Origin of the sequence: Kitasatospora saccharophila, from assembly GCF_039529925.1 — a bacterium.
GTDB classification, from domain to species: Bacteria; Actinomycetota; Actinomycetes; order Streptomycetales; family Streptomycetaceae; genus Kitasatospora; species Kitasatospora saccharophila.
Map to the genome: position 1 here is coordinate 37,911 of NZ_BAAANS010000021.1, position 18,937 is coordinate 56,847.

At 72.2% G+C, this 18,937-nt stretch carries 17 protein-coding genes and 2 riboswitches; of the genes, 5 read left to right on the forward strand and 12 right to left on the reverse strand.

The features are described 5' to 3' along the window. Positions 1–22 precede the first annotated feature (22 nt). Entirely contained in the window at positions 23–1,204 is a 1,182-nt protein-coding gene (locus ABD345_RS16995) for a cysteine desulfurase family protein (RefSeq protein WP_344552998.1), read from the reverse strand. Positions 1,205–1,307: 103 nt separating this feature from the next. On the opposite strand from ABD345_RS16995, the gene ABD345_RS17000 reads away from it, so the two are divergent. Next, the gene (locus ABD345_RS17000) at positions 1,308–2,129 is read left to right on the forward strand and encodes an IclR family transcriptional regulator (RefSeq protein WP_344552999.1); all 822 of its coding nucleotides are present in this window, start codon (positions 1,308–1,310) and stop codon (positions 2,127–2,129) included. On the opposite strand, the gene ABD345_RS17005 is transcribed toward ABD345_RS17000, so the two are convergent. The 10 genes from ABD345_RS17005 to ABD345_RS17050 all read right to left on the reverse strand — a co-directional run bounded on the left by ABD345_RS17005 (position 2,065) and on the right by ABD345_RS17050 (position 13,164). After that, positions 2,065–2,724: a trimeric intracellular cation channel family protein gene (locus ABD345_RS17005; protein ID WP_344553000.1), complete on the reverse strand. Its 660-nt coding sequence runs from the start codon at positions 2,722–2,724 to the stop codon at positions 2,065–2,067. The two genes, ABD345_RS17000 and ABD345_RS17005, sit on opposite strands and share 65 nt — an antisense overlap. 45 nt (positions 2,725–2,769) lie before the next feature. Beyond that, positions 2,770–3,549 carry a ferritin-like domain-containing protein gene (locus tag ABD345_RS17010; protein ID WP_344553001.1) on the reverse strand — a complete coding sequence of 260 codons (780 nt, stop codon included), beginning with the start codon at positions 3,547–3,549 and terminating at the stop codon, positions 2,770–2,772. A gap of 150 nt (positions 3,550–3,699) precedes the next feature. Then, entirely contained in the window at positions 3,700–4,614 is a 915-nt protein-coding gene (locus ABD345_RS17015) for a DUF6891 domain-containing protein (protein WP_344553002.1), read from the reverse strand. Between the two features lie 78 nt (positions 4,615–4,692). Next, positions 4,693–5,742 carry an ABC transporter ATP-binding protein gene (locus ABD345_RS17020; protein WP_344553003.1) on the reverse strand — a complete coding sequence of 350 codons (1,050 nt, stop codon included), beginning with the start codon at positions 5,740–5,742 and terminating at the stop codon, positions 4,693–4,695. A 28-nt stretch (positions 5,743–5,770) separates the two neighbouring features. Continuing rightward, entirely contained in the window at positions 5,771–6,817 is a 1,047-nt protein-coding gene (locus tag ABD345_RS17025) for an ABC transporter ATP-binding protein (protein ID WP_344553004.1), read from the reverse strand. Continuing rightward, positions 6,814–7,812 carry an ABC transporter permease gene (locus ABD345_RS17030; RefSeq protein WP_344553005.1) on the reverse strand — a complete coding sequence of 333 codons (999 nt, stop codon included), beginning with the start codon at positions 7,810–7,812 and terminating at the stop codon, positions 6,814–6,816. Before ABD345_RS17030 ends, ABD345_RS17025 begins: the two co-directional genes overlap by 4 nt. A 116-nt stretch (positions 7,813–7,928) precedes the next feature. Continuing rightward, a complete protein-coding gene (locus ABD345_RS17035) occupies positions 7,929–9,701 on the reverse strand; it encodes an ABC transporter substrate-binding protein (RefSeq protein WP_344553006.1) in 1,773 nt (590 codons plus the stop codon). 28 nt (positions 9,702–9,729) lie between these two features. Further along, positions 9,730–10,728, reverse strand: coding sequence for an ABC transporter permease (locus ABD345_RS17040; protein ID WP_344553008.1), 999 nt, complete (start codon positions 10,726–10,728; stop codon positions 9,730–9,732). A gap of 713 nt (positions 10,729–11,441) precedes the next feature. Then, positions 11,442–12,266: an enhanced serine sensitivity protein SseB C-terminal domain-containing protein gene (locus tag ABD345_RS17045; protein WP_344553010.1), complete on the reverse strand. Its 825-nt coding sequence runs from the start codon at positions 12,264–12,266 to the stop codon at positions 11,442–11,444. A gap of 130 nt (positions 12,267–12,396) precedes the next feature. Continuing rightward, the gene (locus tag ABD345_RS17050) at positions 12,397–13,164 is read right to left on the reverse strand and encodes an enhanced serine sensitivity protein SseB (protein ID WP_344553011.1); all 768 of its coding nucleotides are present in this window, start codon (positions 13,162–13,164) and stop codon (positions 12,397–12,399) included. 178 nt (positions 13,165–13,342) lie between these two features. Then, a riboswitch (glycine riboswitch) is annotated at positions 13,343–13,445 on the forward strand. Continuing rightward, a riboswitch (glycine riboswitch) is annotated at positions 13,446–13,553 on the forward strand. Between ABD345_RS17050 and gcvT the strand changes: the two genes are divergently transcribed. The 4 genes from gcvT to ABD345_RS17070 all read left to right on the forward strand — a co-directional run bounded on the left by gcvT (position 13,544) and on the right by ABD345_RS17070 (position 18,013). Continuing rightward, positions 13,544–14,713 (forward strand): glycine cleavage system aminomethyltransferase GcvT, encoded by a 1,170-nt coding sequence (gene gcvT, locus ABD345_RS17055; protein WP_344553013.1) that lies wholly within the window; start codon positions 13,544–13,546, stop codon positions 14,711–14,713. It overlaps the preceding riboswitch by 10 nt. A gap of 93 nt (positions 14,714–14,806) precedes the next feature. Further along, positions 14,807–15,181, forward strand: coding sequence for a glycine cleavage system protein GcvH (gene gcvH / locus ABD345_RS17060; RefSeq protein WP_344553014.1), 375 nt, complete (start codon positions 14,807–14,809; stop codon positions 15,179–15,181). Between the two features lie 15 nt (positions 15,182–15,196). Continuing rightward, positions 15,197–16,465: a serine hydroxymethyltransferase gene (locus ABD345_RS17065; protein ID WP_344553016.1), complete on the forward strand. Its 1,269-nt coding sequence runs from the start codon at positions 15,197–15,199 to the stop codon at positions 16,463–16,465. A gap of 162 nt (positions 16,466–16,627) precedes the next feature. Then, positions 16,628–18,013: an L-serine ammonia-lyase gene (locus tag ABD345_RS17070; protein ID WP_344553018.1), complete on the forward strand. Its 1,386-nt coding sequence runs from the start codon at positions 16,628–16,630 to the stop codon at positions 18,011–18,013. Positions 18,014–18,293: 280 nt separating this feature from the next. On the opposite strand, the gene ABD345_RS17075 is transcribed toward ABD345_RS17070, so the two are convergent. After that, positions 18,294–18,767, reverse strand: coding sequence for an ATP-binding protein (locus ABD345_RS17075; protein WP_344553019.1), 474 nt, complete (start codon positions 18,765–18,767; stop codon positions 18,294–18,296). Positions 18,768–18,937: the final 170 nt, after the last annotated feature.

Consider the following 18,937-nt stretch of genomic DNA (forward strand, 5'->3'; position numbering starts at 1 on the left):
AAGGTTCCGTGCGGAACCTGTCTCAGCGGGCCGCCCGCACCAGCCCGGCCCGGCGGGCCCGCTCCACGGCGCCGGGCAGCGCGGCGGCCAGCGCCGCCACGTCGGCGGCGGTGGAGGTGTGGCCGAGCGAGAAGCGCAGCGAGGCCCGGGCCAGCTCGGGGTCGACGCCCATCGCCAGCAGCACGTGGCTGGGCTGCGGGACGCCCGCCGAGCAGGCCGAGCCGGTGGAGCACTCGACGCCCGCCGCGTCCAGCAGCATCAGCAGCGCGTCGCCCTCGCAGCCGGGGAAGGAGAAGTGCGCGTTGGCGGGCAGCCGCCCGTCCGCGCCCGGGTCGCCGTTGAGCACCGCGTCCGGCGCGGCCGAGCCGACCACGGCCAGCAGTTCGTCGCGCAGCGCGCCGACCGCGCCCGCGTACCCGGGCTGCCGTTCGACGGCCAGCGCGGCGGCCACCGCGAAGCCGGCCGCGCCCGGCACGTCCAGCGTGCCGGAGCGCGCGTCGCGCTCCTGGCCGCCGCCGTGCAGCAGCGGGACGGGCTTGGCGGAGCGGGCCAGCAGCAGCGCGCCGACCCCGTACGGGCCGCCGACCTTGTGGCCGGTGACGGTCAGCGCGGTCAGCCCGGAGTCGGCGAAGGAGACCGGCACCTGGCCGAGCGCCTGCACCGCGTCGGAGTGCATCGGCACGTCGAACTCGGCGGCGACGGCCGCGAGTTCGCGGATCGGCTGGACGGTGCCGACCTCGTTGTTGGCCCACATCACGGTGACCAGCGCGACCGTCCCCGGATCCCGCTCGATCGCCTCCCGGAGCGCCTCGGGGTGCACCCGGCCGAGCCCGTCCACCGGCAGGTACTCGACCTCGGCGCCCTCGTGCTCGGCCAGCCAGTGCACCCCGTCCAGCACCGCGTGGTGCTCGACCGGGCTGCTCAGCACCCGGCGGCGGGCCGGGTCGGCGTCGTGCCGGGCCCAGTACAGGCCCTTGACCGCCAGGTTGTCGGACTCGGTGCCGCCGCCGGTGAGCACGATCTCGCTGGGGCGGGCGCCCAGCGACTCGCCGAGCGACTCCCGGGACTCCTCGACCACTCTGCGGGCCCGCCGGCCGGCGGCGTGCAGCGAGGAGGCGTTGCCGACGACGCCGAACTGCGCCGTCATCGCGGCGACCGACTCGGGCAGCATCGGGGTGGTGGCGGCGTGGTCGAGGTATGCCATAGCGGGAACCAGTGTAGGCGGCGGAAGAGTCACGATTTGGCCATTGCACCCTCTGCAACGCGCCGTTAGCCTTCCGGCCACGCCGATGTGAGAGGGAGGGGCCGTGTCCCAGACGGTCGACCGCGCGCTGACCATCCTGGCGTCGCTCGGCGAGGGCCCGGCGTCGCTGGAGCAGGCCGCCGCGAAGATCGGGGTGCACAAGTCCACCGCGCTGCGGTTGCTGCGCACCCTGCAGGAGCACGGCTTCGTCCACCGGCAGTCCGACCAGCGCTACCGGCTCGGCGGGCGGCTGTTCGCGCTCGCCCACCAGGCGCTGGAGGGCATCGACATCCGGCAGGTGGCCGCCCCGTACCTGGCGGTGCTGAACGAGCGCTACGGGCACACCGTGCACCTGTCCGTGCTGGAGGAGGACGAGGTGCTGTACCTCGACAAGGTCGAGGCCAAGTACCCGGACCACGGCCGCAGCTGGCTCGGCGAGGCCAGCCGGATCGGCAAGCGCGCCCCCGCGGTGGCCACCGCGGCGGGCAAGGTGCTGCTGGCGGACCTGCCCGCCGACAGGCTCGCCGCCTTCCTGGAGGGGGCCGACTTCCCGGCCCGCACCCCGCAGTCGATCCGCGGCCCGGAGGAGTTCCGGGCCGAGCTGACCGAGGTGCGCCGCCGCGGCTGGGCGGTGGACCAGGCCGAGTACCAGGAGTCGGTGAACTGCATCGCCGCCCCGATCGCCGGCACCGAGGGCACCGCCATCGCCGCCTGCTCGATCTCCGCCCCGGTCCGGATCGCCTCGGTGACCGAGCTGAGCAAGCTGCTGCCGGAACTGCTCTGCACGGTCGAGGCGATCTCGCTGGCGTACGGCGGCTCCCCTACTCCTCGCTGGTGCGAGAACCGTTGCGGTGCCAAGCACGAGGTGCGCGCCAGCCGTACTTGAGCGCCAGCATCCGCATCGCGAACGCGACCACGGCGGCCAGCGAGGCGTTCAACGGGGTCAGCTGCCCGATGCCGATCAGCACCGCCACCACGGCCGAGCCGACCAGCGCCGGGACGGCGTATATCTCGCGGTCCCAGCGCAGCAGCGAGGGCGGCTCCATCGCCAGCAGGTCGCGGATCACGCCGCCGCCCGCCGCGGTCAGCATGCCGCAGGCCACCGAGGGGACGGCGCCCAGCCCGTAGGTGTGCGCCTTGATCGTGCCGGTGACGCAGAACAGGCCCAGGCCCGCCGCGTCCAGCACCATCACCGCCCGGGTGATCCGCTCCACCTCGGGGTGCAGGAAGAACACCACCACCCCGGCCACCAGCGGGGTCGGGAAGTACCCGAAGTTGGTGAACGCGGCCACCGGCAGCGCCCCGATCACCAGGTCCCGCAGCACGCCGCCGCCCAGCGCGGTGGCCTCGGCCAGCACGCAGATCCCGAAGATGTCCATGTTCTTCCGGACCGCCATCAGCCCGCCGGACAGCGCGAACACGAAGATGCCGACCAGGTCGAGGACCTGCTGGACGTTGTGCGGGAAGATCTCGGAGGTCACCTGGTCAGTGTGCACACCGGCCTCCCGCGGCCGGCCGCCGGGCGGTCAGGCGAACTGCTCGTGCGGCGCGGGCCCGCCCAGCGCGTTCAGCCGGGCCGGCATCTTCAGCGTGGTCATCCGCCGCCAGCCGCCCGCCCGCTCGTACGCGTACACCGCGTGGATGCCCGCCGCCAGCGCCGCCGACTTCGCCCCCGACCAGCGCAGCAGCTCCCCCAGGTGCGCCATCACGGCCAGGCTGACGTCCCGGTACGTGCGGATCTCCGCCCGGGCGGTGGCCTGCAGGGTCTCCAGGATCGCCCGGCCGTGCCCGTGGTACGCCAGCCGCAGCAGCTCCTCGTGGCAGAACGCCAGGTGGTTGTCCTCGTCGTTGGAGATCATCCGCACCGCCCGCCCCAGCTCCGGGTGGTCGCCGAAGACCTTCTTCAGCATCAGCATCTGCTCGGCGGCCCGCTGCTCGGTCACCCGGCTGTGCGCCAGGTACGTGATCACGTCCCGCTCGGTCAGCGGCTCGTCCCGGCGCAGCCGGGCGTGCGCCAGGCCGATGCCCTGCCGCTCCAGGATCATCGTGTAGTCGGTGTCGTCCGGGACGTCCCGCTCCCGCAGGCCGCGCTTGTGCATCAGCGCCTTGAAGATCCGGCCGTGCTTGTCCTCGTCCGCCCCGTGCCGGGCCACCTTCGGCGCCAGCACCTCGTCCGGCACCAGCCGGGCGATCCGGCCGTTCTCCCAGCCGCCCTGGTCCTCGCCCTTCGCGGCGATCGAGCAGAACAGCCGGAACGCCTGGTCGTCGTCGTGGATCTCCTGGAACAGACTGCGGGCCGACAGCATGGTGACCTACCCTCGCGCGGGAGCCGGGACGTTCCGCTCCAGTCAAGGCACCGCCCCCGCCCCCGGCAACAGCTCGGCCGCGGGGCTGCGCCGTACGAAGGACAGCCTGACCTTGCGGGGGCGCGGCGGCCGCGGGAGCGGGGCGCGGCCCTAGCCGACCAGGCGGCGGCGCCAGTCCAGGCCGGTCACCCGGATCGCGTCGTCCGGCCCCCCGTTCCAGACGGCCGTCAGGCCCGCCCCGGTCAGCGCCGCGACGACCTCCCGGCCGACGGCGGCGGTGGTCTCCGCCGAACCGTCGAAGCCGCCGTACTGCAGCCACAGGTCGCCGCCGCGGGCCGCGCCGCCGGTGCTCTGGGAGTGGAAGAAGACGAAGCCGCGGGCGCCCGGCGCCGCCTGCGCCCCGATCTCGGCGTAGCCGCAGCCGCCGCAGCAGGTGAAGTCCTCCCGGGCGGTGATCCCGGCCGCGTCCAGCGCCGCGAACGCCCGGGCCAGCCGCTCCGGGTCGGTCTCGCCGGCCCAGCCGCGCTGCTCGGCGACCCGCTCCAGCCACATCCGCTCGGCCAGCTGCCGGGCCTGCTCCTTGCCGACCGGCCGGTGCTCCCCGTCCACCAGGCACTCCTCGGCGACCTCGGCCGCCTGCGCGAGCGTCGCGTACCCGCCCACCAGCAGCGTGCGCACCTCGGTGACCAGGAGCTCCTCGTCCTCCTCCGGCAGCTCCAGCGGGGCGGGCTCCGGGTCGGGCCCGAAGTCGATCCGCTCCCACTCCTCCCCCGCCGCCCAGTCCGCGTCCTCCCGGGCCCAGCCGACCAGCAGCTCGGCGACCCGCTCCAAGGCGCCCACCCGCGCCCCGAAGTGCCGCGACCGCGCGCCGTCCCGGTACTCGACCGTCCAGGCCCCGTCCTCCGGGCACGCCTGCGCGTAGGTGTCCGGCAGGTCGGGGACCCGCTGGAGCACCAGGAAGGAGCCCTTCCACTGCCCCATGTCCCGTACCGCGTCCCGGAGTTCGTCCTCCGAGACCCGCACCCCGACCCGCCCCGACCTGTCCTGCACCGCGATCTCCAGCATGCGGCCCAGCCTGTCACCCGCCACCGTCACCCGTGCTCCGGGCGGGACGGGGCGGGGCGGGCCGCGCGGACGGGAGCGCTACTCGGCGGCGTTCTCCGGGAAGTGGCAGGCCACCTGGTGCCCGGTGCCGGTGGTGGCGAGCGGGGGTTCCTGGGCGGCGCAGACGTCCTGGGCCTTCCAGCAGCGGGTGCGGAAGCGGCAGCCGGACGGCGGGTTGAGCGGGGAGGGGACGTCGCCGGTGAGCAGGATGCGTTCGCGGCGCTCCTTGCGGCGCGGGTCGGGGACGGGCACCGCGGACATCAGGGCGTTGGTGTAGGGGTGCATCGGCCGGGTGTAGAGGGCGTCCCGGTCGGCGATCTCGACCACCTTGCCGAGGTACATGACGGCGACCCGGTCGGAGACGTGCCGGACCACCGAGAGGTCGTGCGCGATGATCAGGTAGGTGAGGCCGAGCTCCTTCTGCAGGTCGTCCAGCAGGTTGACCACCTGGGCCTGGATGGAGACGTCCAGCGCGGAGACCGGTTCGTCGGCCACGATCATCTTGGGGCGCAGCGCCAGGGCGCGGGCGATGCCGATGCGCTGGCGCTGGCCGCCGGAGAACTCGTGCGGGTAGCGGTTGTAGTGCTCGGGGCTGAGTCCGCACAGTTCCAGCAGGTCCTGGACGGCCCGCTTGACGCCGTGTTCGGTGGCGACCTTCTGGAGCCGGAAGGGGGCGCCGACGATGGTGCCGATGGTGTGCCGGGGGTTCAGCGAGGAGTACGGGTCCTGGAAGATCATCTGGATGTCGCGCCGGAACGGCCGCATCGCCGCGGTGCCCAGGTGGGTGATGTCGGTGCCCTCGAACTCGACGCGGCCGCCGGTGGGTTCGTCGAGCCGGGTGACCAGGCGTCCCATGGTGGACTTGCCGCAGCCGGACTCGCCGACCACTCCGAGGGTCTCGCCGGCGTTGACCGCGAAGTCGATGCCGTCGACCGCCCGCACCGCGCCGACCTGGCGCTTCAGCAGTCCCTTGGTGACCGGGAAGTGCCGGGTCAGTCCGGTGACCCTCAGCAGGGGTTCGCGGTCGGGTCCGGGCGCCTGCGCGGGCACCTTCGCGAGCTGCGGCACCGCCGCCTGGCTGTCCGTCATGACTGCTCTCCAAGTGGGTGGTACGTGCTCACAGCCGGGGCGCGATCTCTTCGGTGAAGATCCGGTGGCGTTCGGCGATCGGCAGGTGGCAGGCGGCGTGGTGCCGAGGTGCGGCCTCGACGAGCGCGGGCACCTCGGTGGTGGAGCGGCCGCCGGTGAGCTCGGCGTACGGGCAGCGCGGGTGGAAGGCGCAGCCGGACGGCACGTTGATCAGGCTCGGCGGGGTGCCCTTGACCGGGATCAGCCGGTCCTGGAGCTCCCGGTCGAGGCGGGGCATCGAGCCGAGCAGGCCCCAGGTGTAGGGGTGCTCGGGGGATTCGAAGATGGTGGCGGCGGGGCCGCGCTCGACGGGCTTGCCGCCGTACATGACCAGGATGTCGTCGGCGAGTTCGGCGACCACGCCCAGGTCGTGGGTGATGATGACGACCGCCGAGCCGAACTCCTTCTGCAGGTCGCGGATCAGGTCGAGGATCTGCGCCTGGACGGTGACGTCGAGGGCGGTGGTCGGCTCGTCGGCGATCAGCAGCGCGGGGTCGTTGACCAGCGCCATCGCGATCATGGCGCGCTGGCGCATGCCGCCGGAGAACTCGTGCGGGTAGTTGTCGACCCGCCTGTCGGGCTGCGGGATGCCGACCCGGTCGAGCATCTCGACGGCGCGCTTGCGGGCGTCCTTCTTGGAGGCGCCGGGGTGGTGGGCCCGGTAGCCCTCGACGATCTGGGCGCCGACCGTGTAGTAGGGGTGCATCGCGGTCAGCGGGTCCTGGAAGATCATCGCCATCTTCTGGCCGCGCAGCCTGCGCACCCGGTCGGGGTCGGCGGCGACCAGGTCCTCGCCGTCCAGCCAGATCTCGCCGCTGATCCGCGGGGCGCCGCGCTTGGTGCCGGTGCGGTGCAGGCCCATGATCGACAGCGAGGTGACGGACTTCCCGGAGCCGGACTCGCCGACGATGCCGAGCGTCCTGCCGCGTTCCAGGTCGAAGCTCAGCCCGTTGACGGACTTGACCAGCCCGTCGTCGGTGGGGAAGTGCACCTTCAGGTCGCGCACGGAGAGGAAAGGCTTCTCGGTGTTGCTCATGTCAGCCTCACCCGGGGGTCGACGACGGCGTACAGCAGGTCAACCACGAGGTTGGCCATGACGATGAAGAACGCGGCGAACAGGGTGGCGCCCATGATCACCGGGAGGTCGCTGGACTGGATCGAGGTGACCGCCTCGTAGCCGAGCCCGCGCAGGTTGAAGGTGTACTCGGTGAGCACGGCGCCGCCGAGCAGACCGCCGAGGTCCATGCCGAAGATGGTCAGGATCGGCGTCAGGGTGGAGCGCATGGCGTGCTTGCCGATGACCACGGGCTCCCTGAGGCCCTTGGCCCGGGCGGTGCGGATGTAGTCCTCGCCGAGCACGTCCAGCAGGGTGGCGCGGCTGAGCCGGGCGTAGGTGGCGGCGAACAGGAACGCCAGCGTCACCCAGGGCAGGACCAGCCCCTGGAACCACGACACCGGGTCGTCCGTGAAGTTCACGTAGTCGCTGGGGAACCAGCCGAGTTGGCTGACGAACAGCGCCAGCGCGACCAGGCCGGTGAAGTAGATCGGCAGCGAGACGCCGGCCAGCGCGACACCCATGGTGAGGCGGTCCAGCGCGGTGCCGCGGCGCAGCGCGGAGACGACGCCGGTGGCGGTGCCGAAGACCAGCCAGATGAGCGAGGCGCCGACGGCGAGCGAGATGTCGACGCCGACCCGGCTGAGCAGCAGCGGCCAGACCGCCTGCTCGGTCTTGAACGAGTAGCCCAGGCAGGGGGCCGCGCAGTGGGTCATGTCGACGCCGGCGTTGTAGTCGCGGCCGACGAACACCCCGCGCAGGAAGAGCCAGAACTGTTCGATGATCGACTTGTCGAGGCCCATCTTGTGACGGATGCCCTCGATCGCCGCCGGGTCCGCGATCTTGCCCACGTAGAGCATCGCGGGGTCGGTCCCGGTCAGTTTCGGCACCATGAAGAAGATGCCGAAGGTCACCGCGGCGATCACCAACAGCATGAAGGCGACGTTGAACAGCCGCCTGACGAGATACACGAGCACTGCGGTCGACCCTGCCGCGGACCGACCGGGCGCCCCGGTGGGGGCGACCCGGCCGGCCCGGGCAGGGCCTTCACCTGCCCTTCGGACTAGCGGTGAGAACTAAGGGGCGGGTCAGGTCACTTGCCGTCGGAGACGCCGAGCGCCTGGAAGTCCACCTCGCCGAAGGCGTCGGTGATGTAGACGTTGGTCAGGCGCGGGTTGCGCCAGTTCAGGGCCTTGTCGGCGACGATCGGCAGGTAGTAGGCGCCGTCGACCACCTTGTGGTTGATCTTCTTGTAGAGGTCGGCGGCCTTGGCCGGGTCGCTCTCCTGGGCGGCCTGGTCGAACCAGCCGTTGATCTCCGGGTCGTTGATCTCGGAGTAGTTGTTGTTGCCGTTCTGGGCGATGAACCGGCCGTCGACCAGCGGCTGCAGGTAGCCGGAGCCGGTCGGGTAGTCGGCGCCCCAGCCCATCACGATCAGGCCGTAGCCCTTGGACTTGACCACGTCGGGCGCGCCGATCACCGAGGAGATCAGCTTGCCGTCGTACTGGTCGACGGTGACGGTGATGCCGACCGCCTTGAGCGCGGTCTGCAGGGCCACCGCGGAGTTGACCTCCTTGGCCTTGTTGCCGCGCACCGCGATGGTGGTGTTGAAGCCCTCCGGGTGGCCGCAGGCGGCCAGCTCCTCCTTGGCCTTGGCCACGTTCGGCTTGCCCTTGGTCAGGCCGAACGGGTCGTAGTCGTCGGAGCCGAGGATGTTCGGGGGCAGCATCGAGCCGTACACCGAGCCGGCCACCGAGCCGCCGCGGGCGGTCTGCAGGGCGGTGGTGTCGGCCGCGTAGAGGACCGCGTTGCGGCAGTGGACGTTGTCGAACGGGGCGACCGACGGGGCGATCGAGACGTACCGGATGAAGCCGTTGTACGGGTCGTCGGTGTTGGCCTTGAGCGACGGGTCCTGCAGCACCTTGACCTGGGCGGCCTGCGACAGGCCGGTCTGCCCCCAGTCGAGGTCGGCGGTGTTGGCCAGCAGGCGGGAGTCCATGTCGTCGGCGTTGGTGGTGATGGTCAGCTTGACGACGTCCGGCAGCGCCTTGCGGAACGGGTCGGAGGCCGGGTCCCAGTTCTCGTTGCGGACCAGCTCGTAGCCCTTGCCCGGCTCGACCGTCTTGAACTTGTACGGGCCGGAGGAGACCGGCTTGTCGCCGTACTTGGTGCCGGTGTCGCCCTTCTGCGGGACGGGGGCGGCGGAGCCCATCGCCAGCAGGTACGGGAAGGTCGAGTTCGGCTTGGCCAGGGTGAAGACGATGGTGGTGTCGTCCGGGGTCTGCACCGACTTGAGGCCGAGCTTGTCCGGGTCGCTGTCGGTGTAGGGGCCCTTGTAGCCCTGGCCCTGGTCCAGCTCGTTGATCAGGTAGGTCGGGCCGCCGGAGACCACGTCCTGGGCGAAGATCCGCTCGATGCCGTACTTGATGTCCTTCGAGGTGATGACCGAGCCGTCCTCGAACTTCAGGCCGGGCTTCAGCTTGAAGGTGTAGGTCTTGCCGTCGGCGGAGATCTCGGGCTTGGCGGCGGCCAGGTCGGGCACCAGCTCCAGGCCCGCCTTGCCGGGCTTGCCGTCGTAGGCCAGCAGGGTGCGGGTGTAGAAGCGCTCGTAGTTCCACACCGAGGCGTAGTACGCGCGACCGGGGTCGAGCGAGTCGACGTCGGTGCTGCTCCACAGGTTGAGGGTGCCGCCCTTCTTCTCGGACGGGTTCACCACCTTGTCGACGGCGGCGTTGAAGCCCGCAGCACCGCCCTTCTTGGCACCGGCGTTGTCGCCTCCGGAGCTGCCCTTGCCGCCGCAGGCCGCGGTGGTGAGGGCGAGGGCCGCCACCAGGGCGGCCGCGGCGAGCGTCCTGTTTCGCTTCATGGGTCGGGGAACCTCCAGAGTTGCGGGCTCAGTTGCCCTTGGGGTCGAGAGCGTCACGCAAGCCGTCACCGAAGAGGTTGAAGGCGAGCACGGTGATGAAGATGGCGAGACCGGGGATCACCATGTACATGGGATCGGCCTGGTAGATCTTGACCGCGTCCGAGAGCATCTGCCCCCAGGACGGGGTGGGCGGCCGGACGCCGGCCCCGAGGAAGCTGAGCGCCGCCTCGTTCAGGATGTTGGTGGGGATGATCAGGGTCGCGTAGACCAGGATCGGCGCCACCAGGTTGGGCAGCAGTTCGCGGAACAGGATGTGGGCGCGGCCGGCGCCGAGGCTGCGGGCGGCGTCCACGAACTCCCGTTCGCGCAGCGACATGGCCTGGCCGCGGACGATGCGTCCGATGTAGGGCCAGCCGAAGAAGCCGATCACCACGGCCAGGACGGCGACGCGCAGCCACTTGTCCGGGATGCCGAAGGCGGAGGTGGGCATCACCGAGACCAGCGCGATGCTGAACAGCAGCTGCGGGAAGGCCAGCAGGACGTCCATGATCCGGCTGATCACCGAGTCGACCCAGCCGCCGAAGTAGCCGGCCATGACGCCCATCACCACGCCGATGGTGACCGACAGCACGGCCGCGCCGAGCGCCACCAGCAGCGAGATCTGCGCGCCGTAGAGGACCCGGGAGAACACGTCGCGGCCGAACGGGGTGTCGACGCCCAGCAGGAACTCGCTGCTGATGCCGCCGAACGCGCCCTTGGGGATCTGCAGGTCCGGGTCGATCTGGTCCGGGTGCGGCTCGTCGACCGGGTGCCCGAACAGTGCGGTGAGCACCGGGGCGAGGACCGCCGCCAGCACCAGCAGGACCACGACGGCGCCGCCGGCCAGCGCGACCTTGTCGCGCTTGAGCCGGCTCCAGGCGATGCGCCCCGGCGAGCGGCCTTCGATCTGCTTGGCCGGAGCCGGAGTTGACGCAGCGTCGGGCTGCTCGCCGGCCGCCGGGCCGGAGGTGTCGATGGGTGTGGTCATGAGTCGTTCCGTCCCCCTCGCCGGCGGTGGCCGGTCTACGGAGTCGCGTGCGGTGCGGAGTTGCCTGGGGCAGGTGCGGTGGTGCCGGCGTGCCGTGCTGCGGGTGTGCGGGTGCCCCGGACACCGCCGGGCCGTGGTGGGCCGACGGTGCCGTGCGCGGGGGGCGGTGCTGCGGACTGCGGTGCGTGCTGCGGTGCGGTGCGGTGCGTGAAGAGCAGGCGGTGCGTGGTGAGCAGGCAGTGCGTGGTGAGCAGGCAGTGCGTGGTGAGCAGGCAGTGCGTGGTGCGGGTGGTGCGGACGACACGAACGGGTGGAGCCGGGACAGCAGGCTTGCCGGGTGCCCGTGCGGGGCGGTGCCCCGGGCGGTTCTGGTGCCGGCGGTGGCGCGCCCGCCTCCGGTCGAAGGCGCCGCGCTCCGCATTGCGCAGCACTCTCCGTCATGGGGAGCGTCGGGCGGAAGACCTCGATCACGAAGGATGCCTAACTGTGATCTGTTGGCATGCAAGATCGTCCGGGTCGCATATCGCTCTTCACACAGCTGTTACGTGTCCGTCAAGAGGAGCACTGGCGGTACCCCGCCACTGACGGGAAAACGCCAGGTGGCACAAGGGGTTTCGCGCGTAGATCATGAGCTGGCAAAAGCTGGCAAAAAACCCCCGCCGACCGGAGAAAAGACCGGGGCGGGGGTTTTCGGGTAGAGCGTCAGGGTAGGTTCAACGGCCCGGGTAGCCCGGCCAGGGGGCCTGCGGCCACCCCTGGGTGGGCCCGGCCGGCGGTTGCGCTGCGTAACCGAAGCCGGTCGGGTGGGCCTGCGCAGGGCCCTGCCGGTCGAAGAACGGGCGGGCGTTGGCCCACATCCACATCGCCACCGGGTCGAACTCGTCGGCCATCATCACGGTGGACACGCCGGGCCCCTCGGGCGCCTGCGCGGCGGCCCGCTGCACCAGCGCCCGGGCCGCCTCCACGGCCGGCGGCGAGGTGTCGTACAGGTCGAGCCCGATCGCCAAGTACGCCTCGCCCAGCACGGGTTGGACCCAGGCCCGGCGCAGCGAGCGCAACGGCCGCACCTCGCCCGCCTGTTGCTCCAGCACGGCGAAGAACTGCGCGGCCAGGCCCGGGGGTTCGGAGATCCGCAGCGGCCCGGCGGGCATCCGGTCCAGGCCGAGCGCGATCCGCCGCAGGTCGGCCCAGGGCACGCCGACGCCGCCGCCGGGGCGGTGCGGGTCGAGCCACAGGCCCCAGCGCGACCGGTACAGCGAGGCGGCGATCTCCGGCCCGGAGACCACCTCGTGGGCCCGCGTCCAGCCGCTGGCCGCGAGCTGGGCCGGGGAGGTCGCGCAGGGCGCGTAGCCGTGGCCGCCGATGTCCATGTTCCCGTACTGGGCGTCCGGACTGCCGGGGCTGCCGTGCCACAGCAGCATCCAGACCTGCCCGCCGGCCAGGGCGCGCAGCAGGCCCTCGTACGCCTCCCAGCGCTCCGGTGCGACCGCTGCGAGGGCGTGCTCGACCGCCCCCGGGTCGCCGGCTGCTCCCGTCACGTCGCCGCCCTACTCTCTCGTCCGCTCGCCACCGTGCTCCGGTGTGCCGGGGCAACCCTATGGGGCGCACCCGACGGTCGTCATGCCGCCGTACCGCGCGCGGCCGACCGGGCCGGCGGACCGGCAGCGGTCACGGACGCACGTAGAAGGGCTGTACCCGCCCCAGCAGCCAGTCCACCACCGGATCCGCGACCAGGTCGAGCAGCACCAGGTGGACGCCCCAGCTCGGCGGCGCGGTTCCGAGCGCCCGGCCGAGCGCGGTGTTCACCTCGGCCGGGTCGGCGGGGGCCGCCGGGTCCAGCTGCACGCCGACGTACAGCAGGGTCGGCTCGCCCTCCACCCGGGCCAGCGCCCGACGGGCCGTCAACACGCCCGGCAGGCCCATGAGTTCGCCGGTCGCGGCGGCCAGGAAGGCGAACGGCTCCTGGTGCGGCTCGGGCTCCTTGAGCGCCACCCGGGCACCCTCGGTGACGCCCTGCGCCTCCCACTCCTCGCCGCGCGGCCCGCGCCGCAGCTCGCCCACGCCCTCCGGCGGCACCGGGATGCCCACCGGCGCCTCCGGGTTGACCGCGATGCCGATGCCCAGCGGCAGCCCGCGGGCGAACTCCCACATCGGGGCGATCGCGAACGGGATGCCCGGGCAGTGCCGGAGGTACTGCTCCTGCGAGGAGTACACCGGCACGTAGGGGGCGCCGGCCAGCTCCAGCGTCGGCAGGTCCAGCGCCTCGGCGTCCGGCGCGGTGCCGGACGGCAGCGGGATCCACACCTGGCTGCGGGCCAGCACCTCGATCACCCGGGGCGTCGCCCCGGGGTCGCCGAGCGCGGCCGTCAGCACCCGCTCCAGCTCGTTGGCCGGCCAGGCCCCGCCCTCCGGCACCCCACCCAGCGGGAACCCCATGTCGCCCCTCCACGTCAGCAGTTGCGATCAGGTTAGCGGCGCGCGGGGGCGCACCGGTGCGGCGGCCCGGCGCACCGGCGCGGTGCCCGGGTGCGCCGGTGATCGGACCCCTCTCCCGCGCGCGGCCCCGGGCGTGCCATGATGGGCCCGCTCGAAGTCAAACTTCATACCGGCCGCTCGAACCCGCGCGGGAGAGCCGGAACGGCCCGCTGGGCCGCGACCGGCGCCGAAGGAGCAAGTCCTCCCCGGAATCTCTCAGGCACCCCTACCGCCCGGGCGAGGCAGATCTGGAAAGTGGACACGGCCGCGCCGTGCGCCCACCCACGGTGCAAGCCGCCATCCTGTTGGAAGGCGGTGAAGCTCTCAGGTTCGACGACAGATGGGGAGATTCGCCCCAGCCTGCCCGTTTCCAGATCCCGGGAGTCCTGTCGTGTCCCTCCGCCTGACCGCGCTCGACGCGCTGCACCGCTCGCTCGGCGCCACCATGACCGACTTCGCCGGCTGGGACATGCCGCTGCGCTACGGCAGCGAGCGCGAGGAGCACCTCGCCGTCCGCACCCGGGCGGGCCTGTTCGACCTCTCGCACATGGGCGAGATCACCGTCTCCGGCCCGCAGGCCGGCGAGCTGCTGGACCACGCCCTGGTCGGCTTCATCTCCGCGCTCGGCGTGCTGCGCGCCCGCTACACGATGATCTGCCGCGAGGACGGCGGCATCCTGGACGACCTGATCGTCTACCGCACCGCCGAGGACGAGTACCTGGTGGTCGCCAACGCCTCCAACGCCCAGGTGGTGCTGGACGCGCTGACCGAGCGCGCGGCCGGCTTCGACGCCACCGTCCGCGACGACCGGGACGCCTACGCGCTGCTCGCCGTCCAGGGCCCGGAGGCGAACGGCATCCTGGCCAAGCTGACCGACGCCGACCTGCCCGGCCTCAAGTACTACGCCCTGCTGCCGGCCACCGTGGCCGACCGCCGGGTCTGGCTGGCCCGCACCGGCTACACCGGCGAGGACGGCTTCGAGGTGTTCTGCGCCCCCGCCGACGCCGCGCACCTGTGGACGGCGCTGACCGAGGCCGGCACCGCCGAGGGCCTGGTCCCGTGCGGCCTGTCCTGCCGCGACACGCTGCGCCTGGAGGCGGGCATGCCGCTGTACGGGCACGAGCTGTCCACCGACCTGACCCCGTTCGACGCCGGCCTGGGCCGGGTGGTGCGCTTCGACAAGACCACCAACGGCGGCGCCTTCGTCGGCCGCAAGGCCCTGGAGGAGGCCGCCGCCGCGGCCGAGAGCGCCCCCCCGCGCAAGCTGGTCGGCCTGGTCTCCGAGGGCAAGCGCGTCCCGCGCGCCGAGTACGCGGTGGTGGACGCCGAGGGCGCCGCGATCGGCCGGATCACCTCCGGCGCGCCGTCCCCGACCCTGGGCAAGCCGATCGCCATCGCGTACGTGGACGCCGCGCACGCCGAGCCGGGCACCGCCGTCGCGGTGGACGTCCGGGGCAGGGCCGAGCCGGTCGAGGTCGTCGCCCTGCCGTTCTACAAGCGCGCCCGCTGACCCCGCGCCGCTGACCCCTGGAAGTCCTCTTCCGGTTCGTCCGCACAGCGGACGGCCGCGCCCTCCCCTCCCGCGATCCTGGAGAATGACGCCATGAGCAACCCCACGCACCTGCAGTACACCAAGGAGCACGAGTGGCTGACCGCCGCCGTGGACGGGGTGTCGACGGTCGGCATCACCGCGCACGCGGCCGACGCCCTCGGCGACATCGTCTACGTCCAGCTCCCGGCGGTGGGTGACACCGTCACCGCGGGTGAGACCTGTGGCGAGCTTGAGTCCACCAAGTCGGTCAGCGACCTCTACTCCCCCGCCACCGGCGAGGTCACCGAGGTCAACCAGGCCGTCATCGACGAGCCGGCCCTGGTCAACTCGGAGCCCTTCGCGGGCGGTTGGCTGTTCAAGGTCCGGGTCGAGGCGACCGACGAGCTGCTCGACGCCGACGGCTACACCGCCTTCACCGGCGCCTGACCGGGAGACCCCCTCATGACGGTCCTCAACCAGTCCCTCCACGCGCTCGACCCGGAGATCGCCGCCGCGGTCGACGCCGAGCTGCACCGCCAGCAGACCACCCTGGAAATGATCGCCTCCGAGAACTTCGCCCCGGTGGCGGTCATGGAGGCCCAGGGCTCGGTGCTCACCAACAAGTACGCCGAGGGCTACCCCGGCCGCCGCTACTACGGCGGCTGCGAGCACGTCGACGTGGTCGAGCAGATCGCCATCGACCGGATCAAGGAGCTGTTCGGCGCCGAGCACGCCAACGTGCAGCCGCACTCCGGCGCGCAGGCGAACGCCGCGGCGATGTTCGCGCTGATCCAGCCGGGCGACACCATCCTGGGCCTGAACCTGGCCCACGGCGGTCACCTGACCCACGGCATGAAGATCAACTTCTCCGGCAAGCTCTACAACGTGGTGGCCTACCACGTGGACGAGAAGACCGGCCAGGTCGACATGGCCGAGGTCGAGCGCCTCGCCAAGGAGCACCAGCCCAAGCTGATCATCGCCGGCTGGTCCGCCTACCCCCGCCAGTTGGACTTCGCCGAGTTCCGCCGGGTCGCGGACGAGGTCGGCGCCCTGCTGATGGTCGACATGGCGCACTTCGCCGGCCTGGTCGCCGCCGGTCTGCACCCCTCCCCGGTGCCGTACGCGGACGTGGTCACCACCACCACCCACAAGACCCTGGGCGGCCCGCGCGGCGGCGTCATCCTCTCCAAGGCCGAGCACGCCAAGAAGATCAACTCCGCGGTCTTCCCCGGCCAGCAGGGCGGCCCGCTGGAGCACGTGATCGCCGCCAAGGCCGTCGCGTTCAAGGTCGCGGCCTCCGAGGGCTTCAAGGAGCGCCAGCAGCGCACCCTGGAGGGCGCGAAGATCCTCGCCGAGCGCCTGCTCCAGGACGACGTGGCCGCCTCCGGCGCCTCCGTGCTGTCCGGCGGCACCGACGTGCACCTGGTGCTGGTCGACCTGCGCAACAGCGAGCTCAACGGCCAGGACGCCGAGGACCGCCTGCACGAGGTCGGCATCACGGTCAACCGCAACGCCGTCCCGAACGACCCGCGTCCGCCGATGGTCACCTCCGGCCTGCGCATCGGCACCCCGGCGCTGGCCACCCGCGGCTTCGGCGCCGAGGACTTCCGCGAGGTCGCCGACGTCATCGCCGAGGCCCTGCTGCCGGGCTTCGACGAGGCCAAGGCCGAGGCCCTCAAGGCCCGGGTGACCGCGCTGGCCGCCAAGCACCCGCTCTACCCGGAGCTGTAAGCAGGACCCCGCTCGTCCGGCCGCCCGACCGGCGGCCCACCCGAGCTTTCCCGGGGCACCGCGCACACTGGAAGACGTGCGCGCGGTGCCCCGTTCCATGCCGCGCCCCGTTCACGAGACGGGACCCAGCACCACCACGAGACCGGACAAGGACGTCACCCCGTGGCCATCAGCGTCTTCGACCTCTTCTCCATCGGCATCGGCCCCTCCTCCTCGCACACCGTGGGCCCGATGCGCGCGGCCCGGATGTTCGCCCGCCGCCTCGACTCCGAGGGCCTGCTGGAGCGGGTCGCCACCGTCCGGGCCGAGCTGTACGGCTCGCTCGGCGCCACCGGGCACGGCCACGGCACCCCCAAGGCCGTCCTGCTCGGCCTGGAGAACCACTCCCCGCGCACGGTCGACGTCGACCGCGCCGACCTCGACGTCGAACGGATCCGCGCCGAGAAGCGGCTCAGCCTGCTCGGCCGCCGCGAGATCCCCTTCGACCCCGACCACGACCTGGTCCTGCACCGCCGCAAGGCCCTCCCGTACCACGCCAACGGCATGGCCCTGTGGGCGTACGACGCCTCCGGCGAGACGCTGCTGGAGAAGACCTACTACTCGGTCGGCGGCGGCTTCGTGGTCGACGAGGACGCCCTCGGCGAGGCCCGGATCAAGCCCGACGACACCGTGCTGCGGCACCCGTTCCGGACCGGCGGGGAACTGCTCCGGCTGACCCGGGAGACCGGCCTGTCCATCTCCGGCCTGATGCTGGAAAACGAGAAGGCCTGGCGCACCGAGGCGGAGATCCGGGCCGGGCTGCTGGAGATCTGGGCCGTCATGAAGGAGTGCGTGGCGGCCGGCATGTCCCGCGAGGGCATCCTCCCGGGCGGCCTCAAGGTCCGCCGCCGGGCCGCGAGCGCGGCCCGCGCGCTGCGCGCCGAGGGCATCGGCCCGGGCAACGCGATGGAGTGGGTCACCCTCTACGCGATGGCCGTCAACGAGGAGAACGCCTCCGGCCGCCGGGTGGTCACCGCCCCCACCAACGGCGCGGCGGGCATCATCCCGGCGGTCCTGCACTACTACCTGAACTTCATCGTTCCGGGCGCGGCCCCCGAATGGGAGAAAGAAGACGGCATCGTCCGCTTCCTGCTGGCGGCGGGCGCGATCGGCATGCTCTTCAAGGAGAACGCCTCGATCTCGGGCGCCGAGGTCGGCTGCCAGGGCGAGGTCGGCTCCGCCTGCTCGATGGCCGCGGGCGGCCTCGCCGAGGTCCTCGGCGGCAGCCCCGAGCAGGTCGAGAACGCCGCCGAGATCGGCATCGAGCACAACCTCGGCCTCACCTGCGACCCGGTCGGCGGTCTGGTCCAGATCCCCTGCATCGAGCGCAACGGCATGGCCTCGGTGAAGGCCGTCACGGCGGCCCGGATGGCCCTGCGCGGCGACGGCCGGCACCACGTCTCGCTCGACAAGGCGATCAAGACCATGAAGGAGACCGGGGCCGACATGAAGGTGAAGTACAAGGAGACCTCGCGCGGCGGCCTCGCGGTCAACGTCATCGAGTGCTGAACCGCCGCTGAACGCCCCCGGAAACGGTACGGGGCCCCTGTCCGCGGTGGTTTCGCGGTCCGGGGCCCCCTGCGTCCTCCGGTGGCCAAGGGGGTGCGTGCCGCCGGGTGGGAAGTGCCGGGTTGTGCTGCCCGACTTGCATGACTATCGCACGCTGTGTGCGGGCGGACAAAATCGAAACCAAGGCGTGTGCTTGAGTTCACCTTCGGATGCCAGGCGGCCATACACGGAGGCGATCCAAGGCCGGCTCAAGGGCGATCCAGGGGCGGTCCGGGGCGGTTCAGCCGCCGGTGGCGGCCCGTTCGCGGATCTTCATCTCGAACCAGACGCCCTTGCCGCGCGGCAGCAGGTCCGCGCCCCAGCGGTCGGCGATCGACTCCACCAGGCGCAGGCCGTGGCCGTTCTGGTAGCCGACCTCGGTGGCCTGGATCAGGCAGGGCAGGGCGCGCGAGGAGTCCCGCACCTCGATCCGGAGCCACCCGGGGCGGCGGGTCACCTTCAGTCCGATCATCCGACCGCCGGTGTGCCGGACGGCGTTGGCCACCAGTTCACCCGTGAGCAACTCCACCGCCTCCAGGAGCTGGTGGAGTTTCCAGGTCCGTAAGACCGAGAGCACCAGCCGCCTGGCCACCCCGGCCGACTGCGGGCGGGAGGGCAGCCGCACCTCCTCCGCGGCGTCGGGATCGCTGAGCACGCCGAAGAAGAGGTGCTCCATCTCCTCCGGCGTCAGCCGCTCCAGATCGGCCAGCACCACGCCGGCGCCGAACCCTGACGGTTCGTCACCACGCGTGCCGGCAGGTGGAAGTGATGACCGCTCCGCTTCGCCCCATGCCGCCATGCGCCCCATCATTGCGGAACGCGAGCAAGTGCGTACGGACAATGAGCAAACGATCACTATTCATTTGGCATATGCCGTCAGCAACC

What these genes read in the sequence shown, in the direction of transcription:
- ABD345_RS17015 (WP_344553002.1), bottom strand. Translation starts at nt 4,614, where the DNA reads ATGCTGGAGATCGCGGTGCAGGACAGGTCGGGGCGGGTCGGGGTGCGG.
- ABD345_RS17010 (WP_344553001.1), bottom strand. Translation starts at nt 3,549, where the DNA reads ATGCTGTCGGCCCGCAGTCTGTTCCAGGAGATCCACGACGACGACCAG.
- gcvH (WP_344553014.1), top strand. Translation starts at nt 14,807, where the DNA reads ATGAGCAACCCCACGCACCTGCAGTACACCAAGGAGCACGAGTGGCTG.
- ABD345_RS16995 (WP_344552998.1), bottom strand. Translation starts at nt 1,204, where the DNA reads ATGGCATACCTCGACCACGCCGCCACCACCCCGATGCTGCCCGAGTCG.
- ABD345_RS17025 (WP_344553004.1), bottom strand. Translation starts at nt 6,817, where the DNA reads ATGAGCAACACCGAGAAGCCTTTCCTCTCCGTGCGCGACCTGAAGGTG.
- ABD345_RS17065 (WP_344553016.1), top strand. Translation starts at nt 15,197, where the DNA reads ATGACGGTCCTCAACCAGTCCCTCCACGCGCTCGACCCGGAGATCGCC.
- ABD345_RS17050 (WP_344553011.1), bottom strand. Translation starts at nt 13,164, where the DNA reads ATGGGGTTCCCGCTGGGTGGGGTGCCGGAGGGCGGGGCCTGGCCGGCC.
- gcvT (WP_344553013.1), top strand. Translation starts at nt 13,544, where the DNA reads ATGGGGAGATTCGCCCCAGCCTGCCCGTTTCCAGATCCCGGGAGTCCT.
- ABD345_RS17040 (WP_344553008.1), bottom strand. Translation starts at nt 10,728, where the DNA reads ATGACCACACCCATCGACACCTCCGGCCCGGCGGCCGGCGAGCAGCCC.
- ABD345_RS17035 (WP_344553006.1), bottom strand. Translation starts at nt 9,701, where the DNA reads ATGAAGCGAAACAGGACGCTCGCCGCGGCCGCCCTGGTGGCGGCCCTC.
- ABD345_RS17020 (WP_344553003.1), bottom strand. Translation starts at nt 5,742, where the DNA reads ATGACGGACAGCCAGGCGGCGGTGCCGCAGCTCGCGAAGGTGCCCGCG.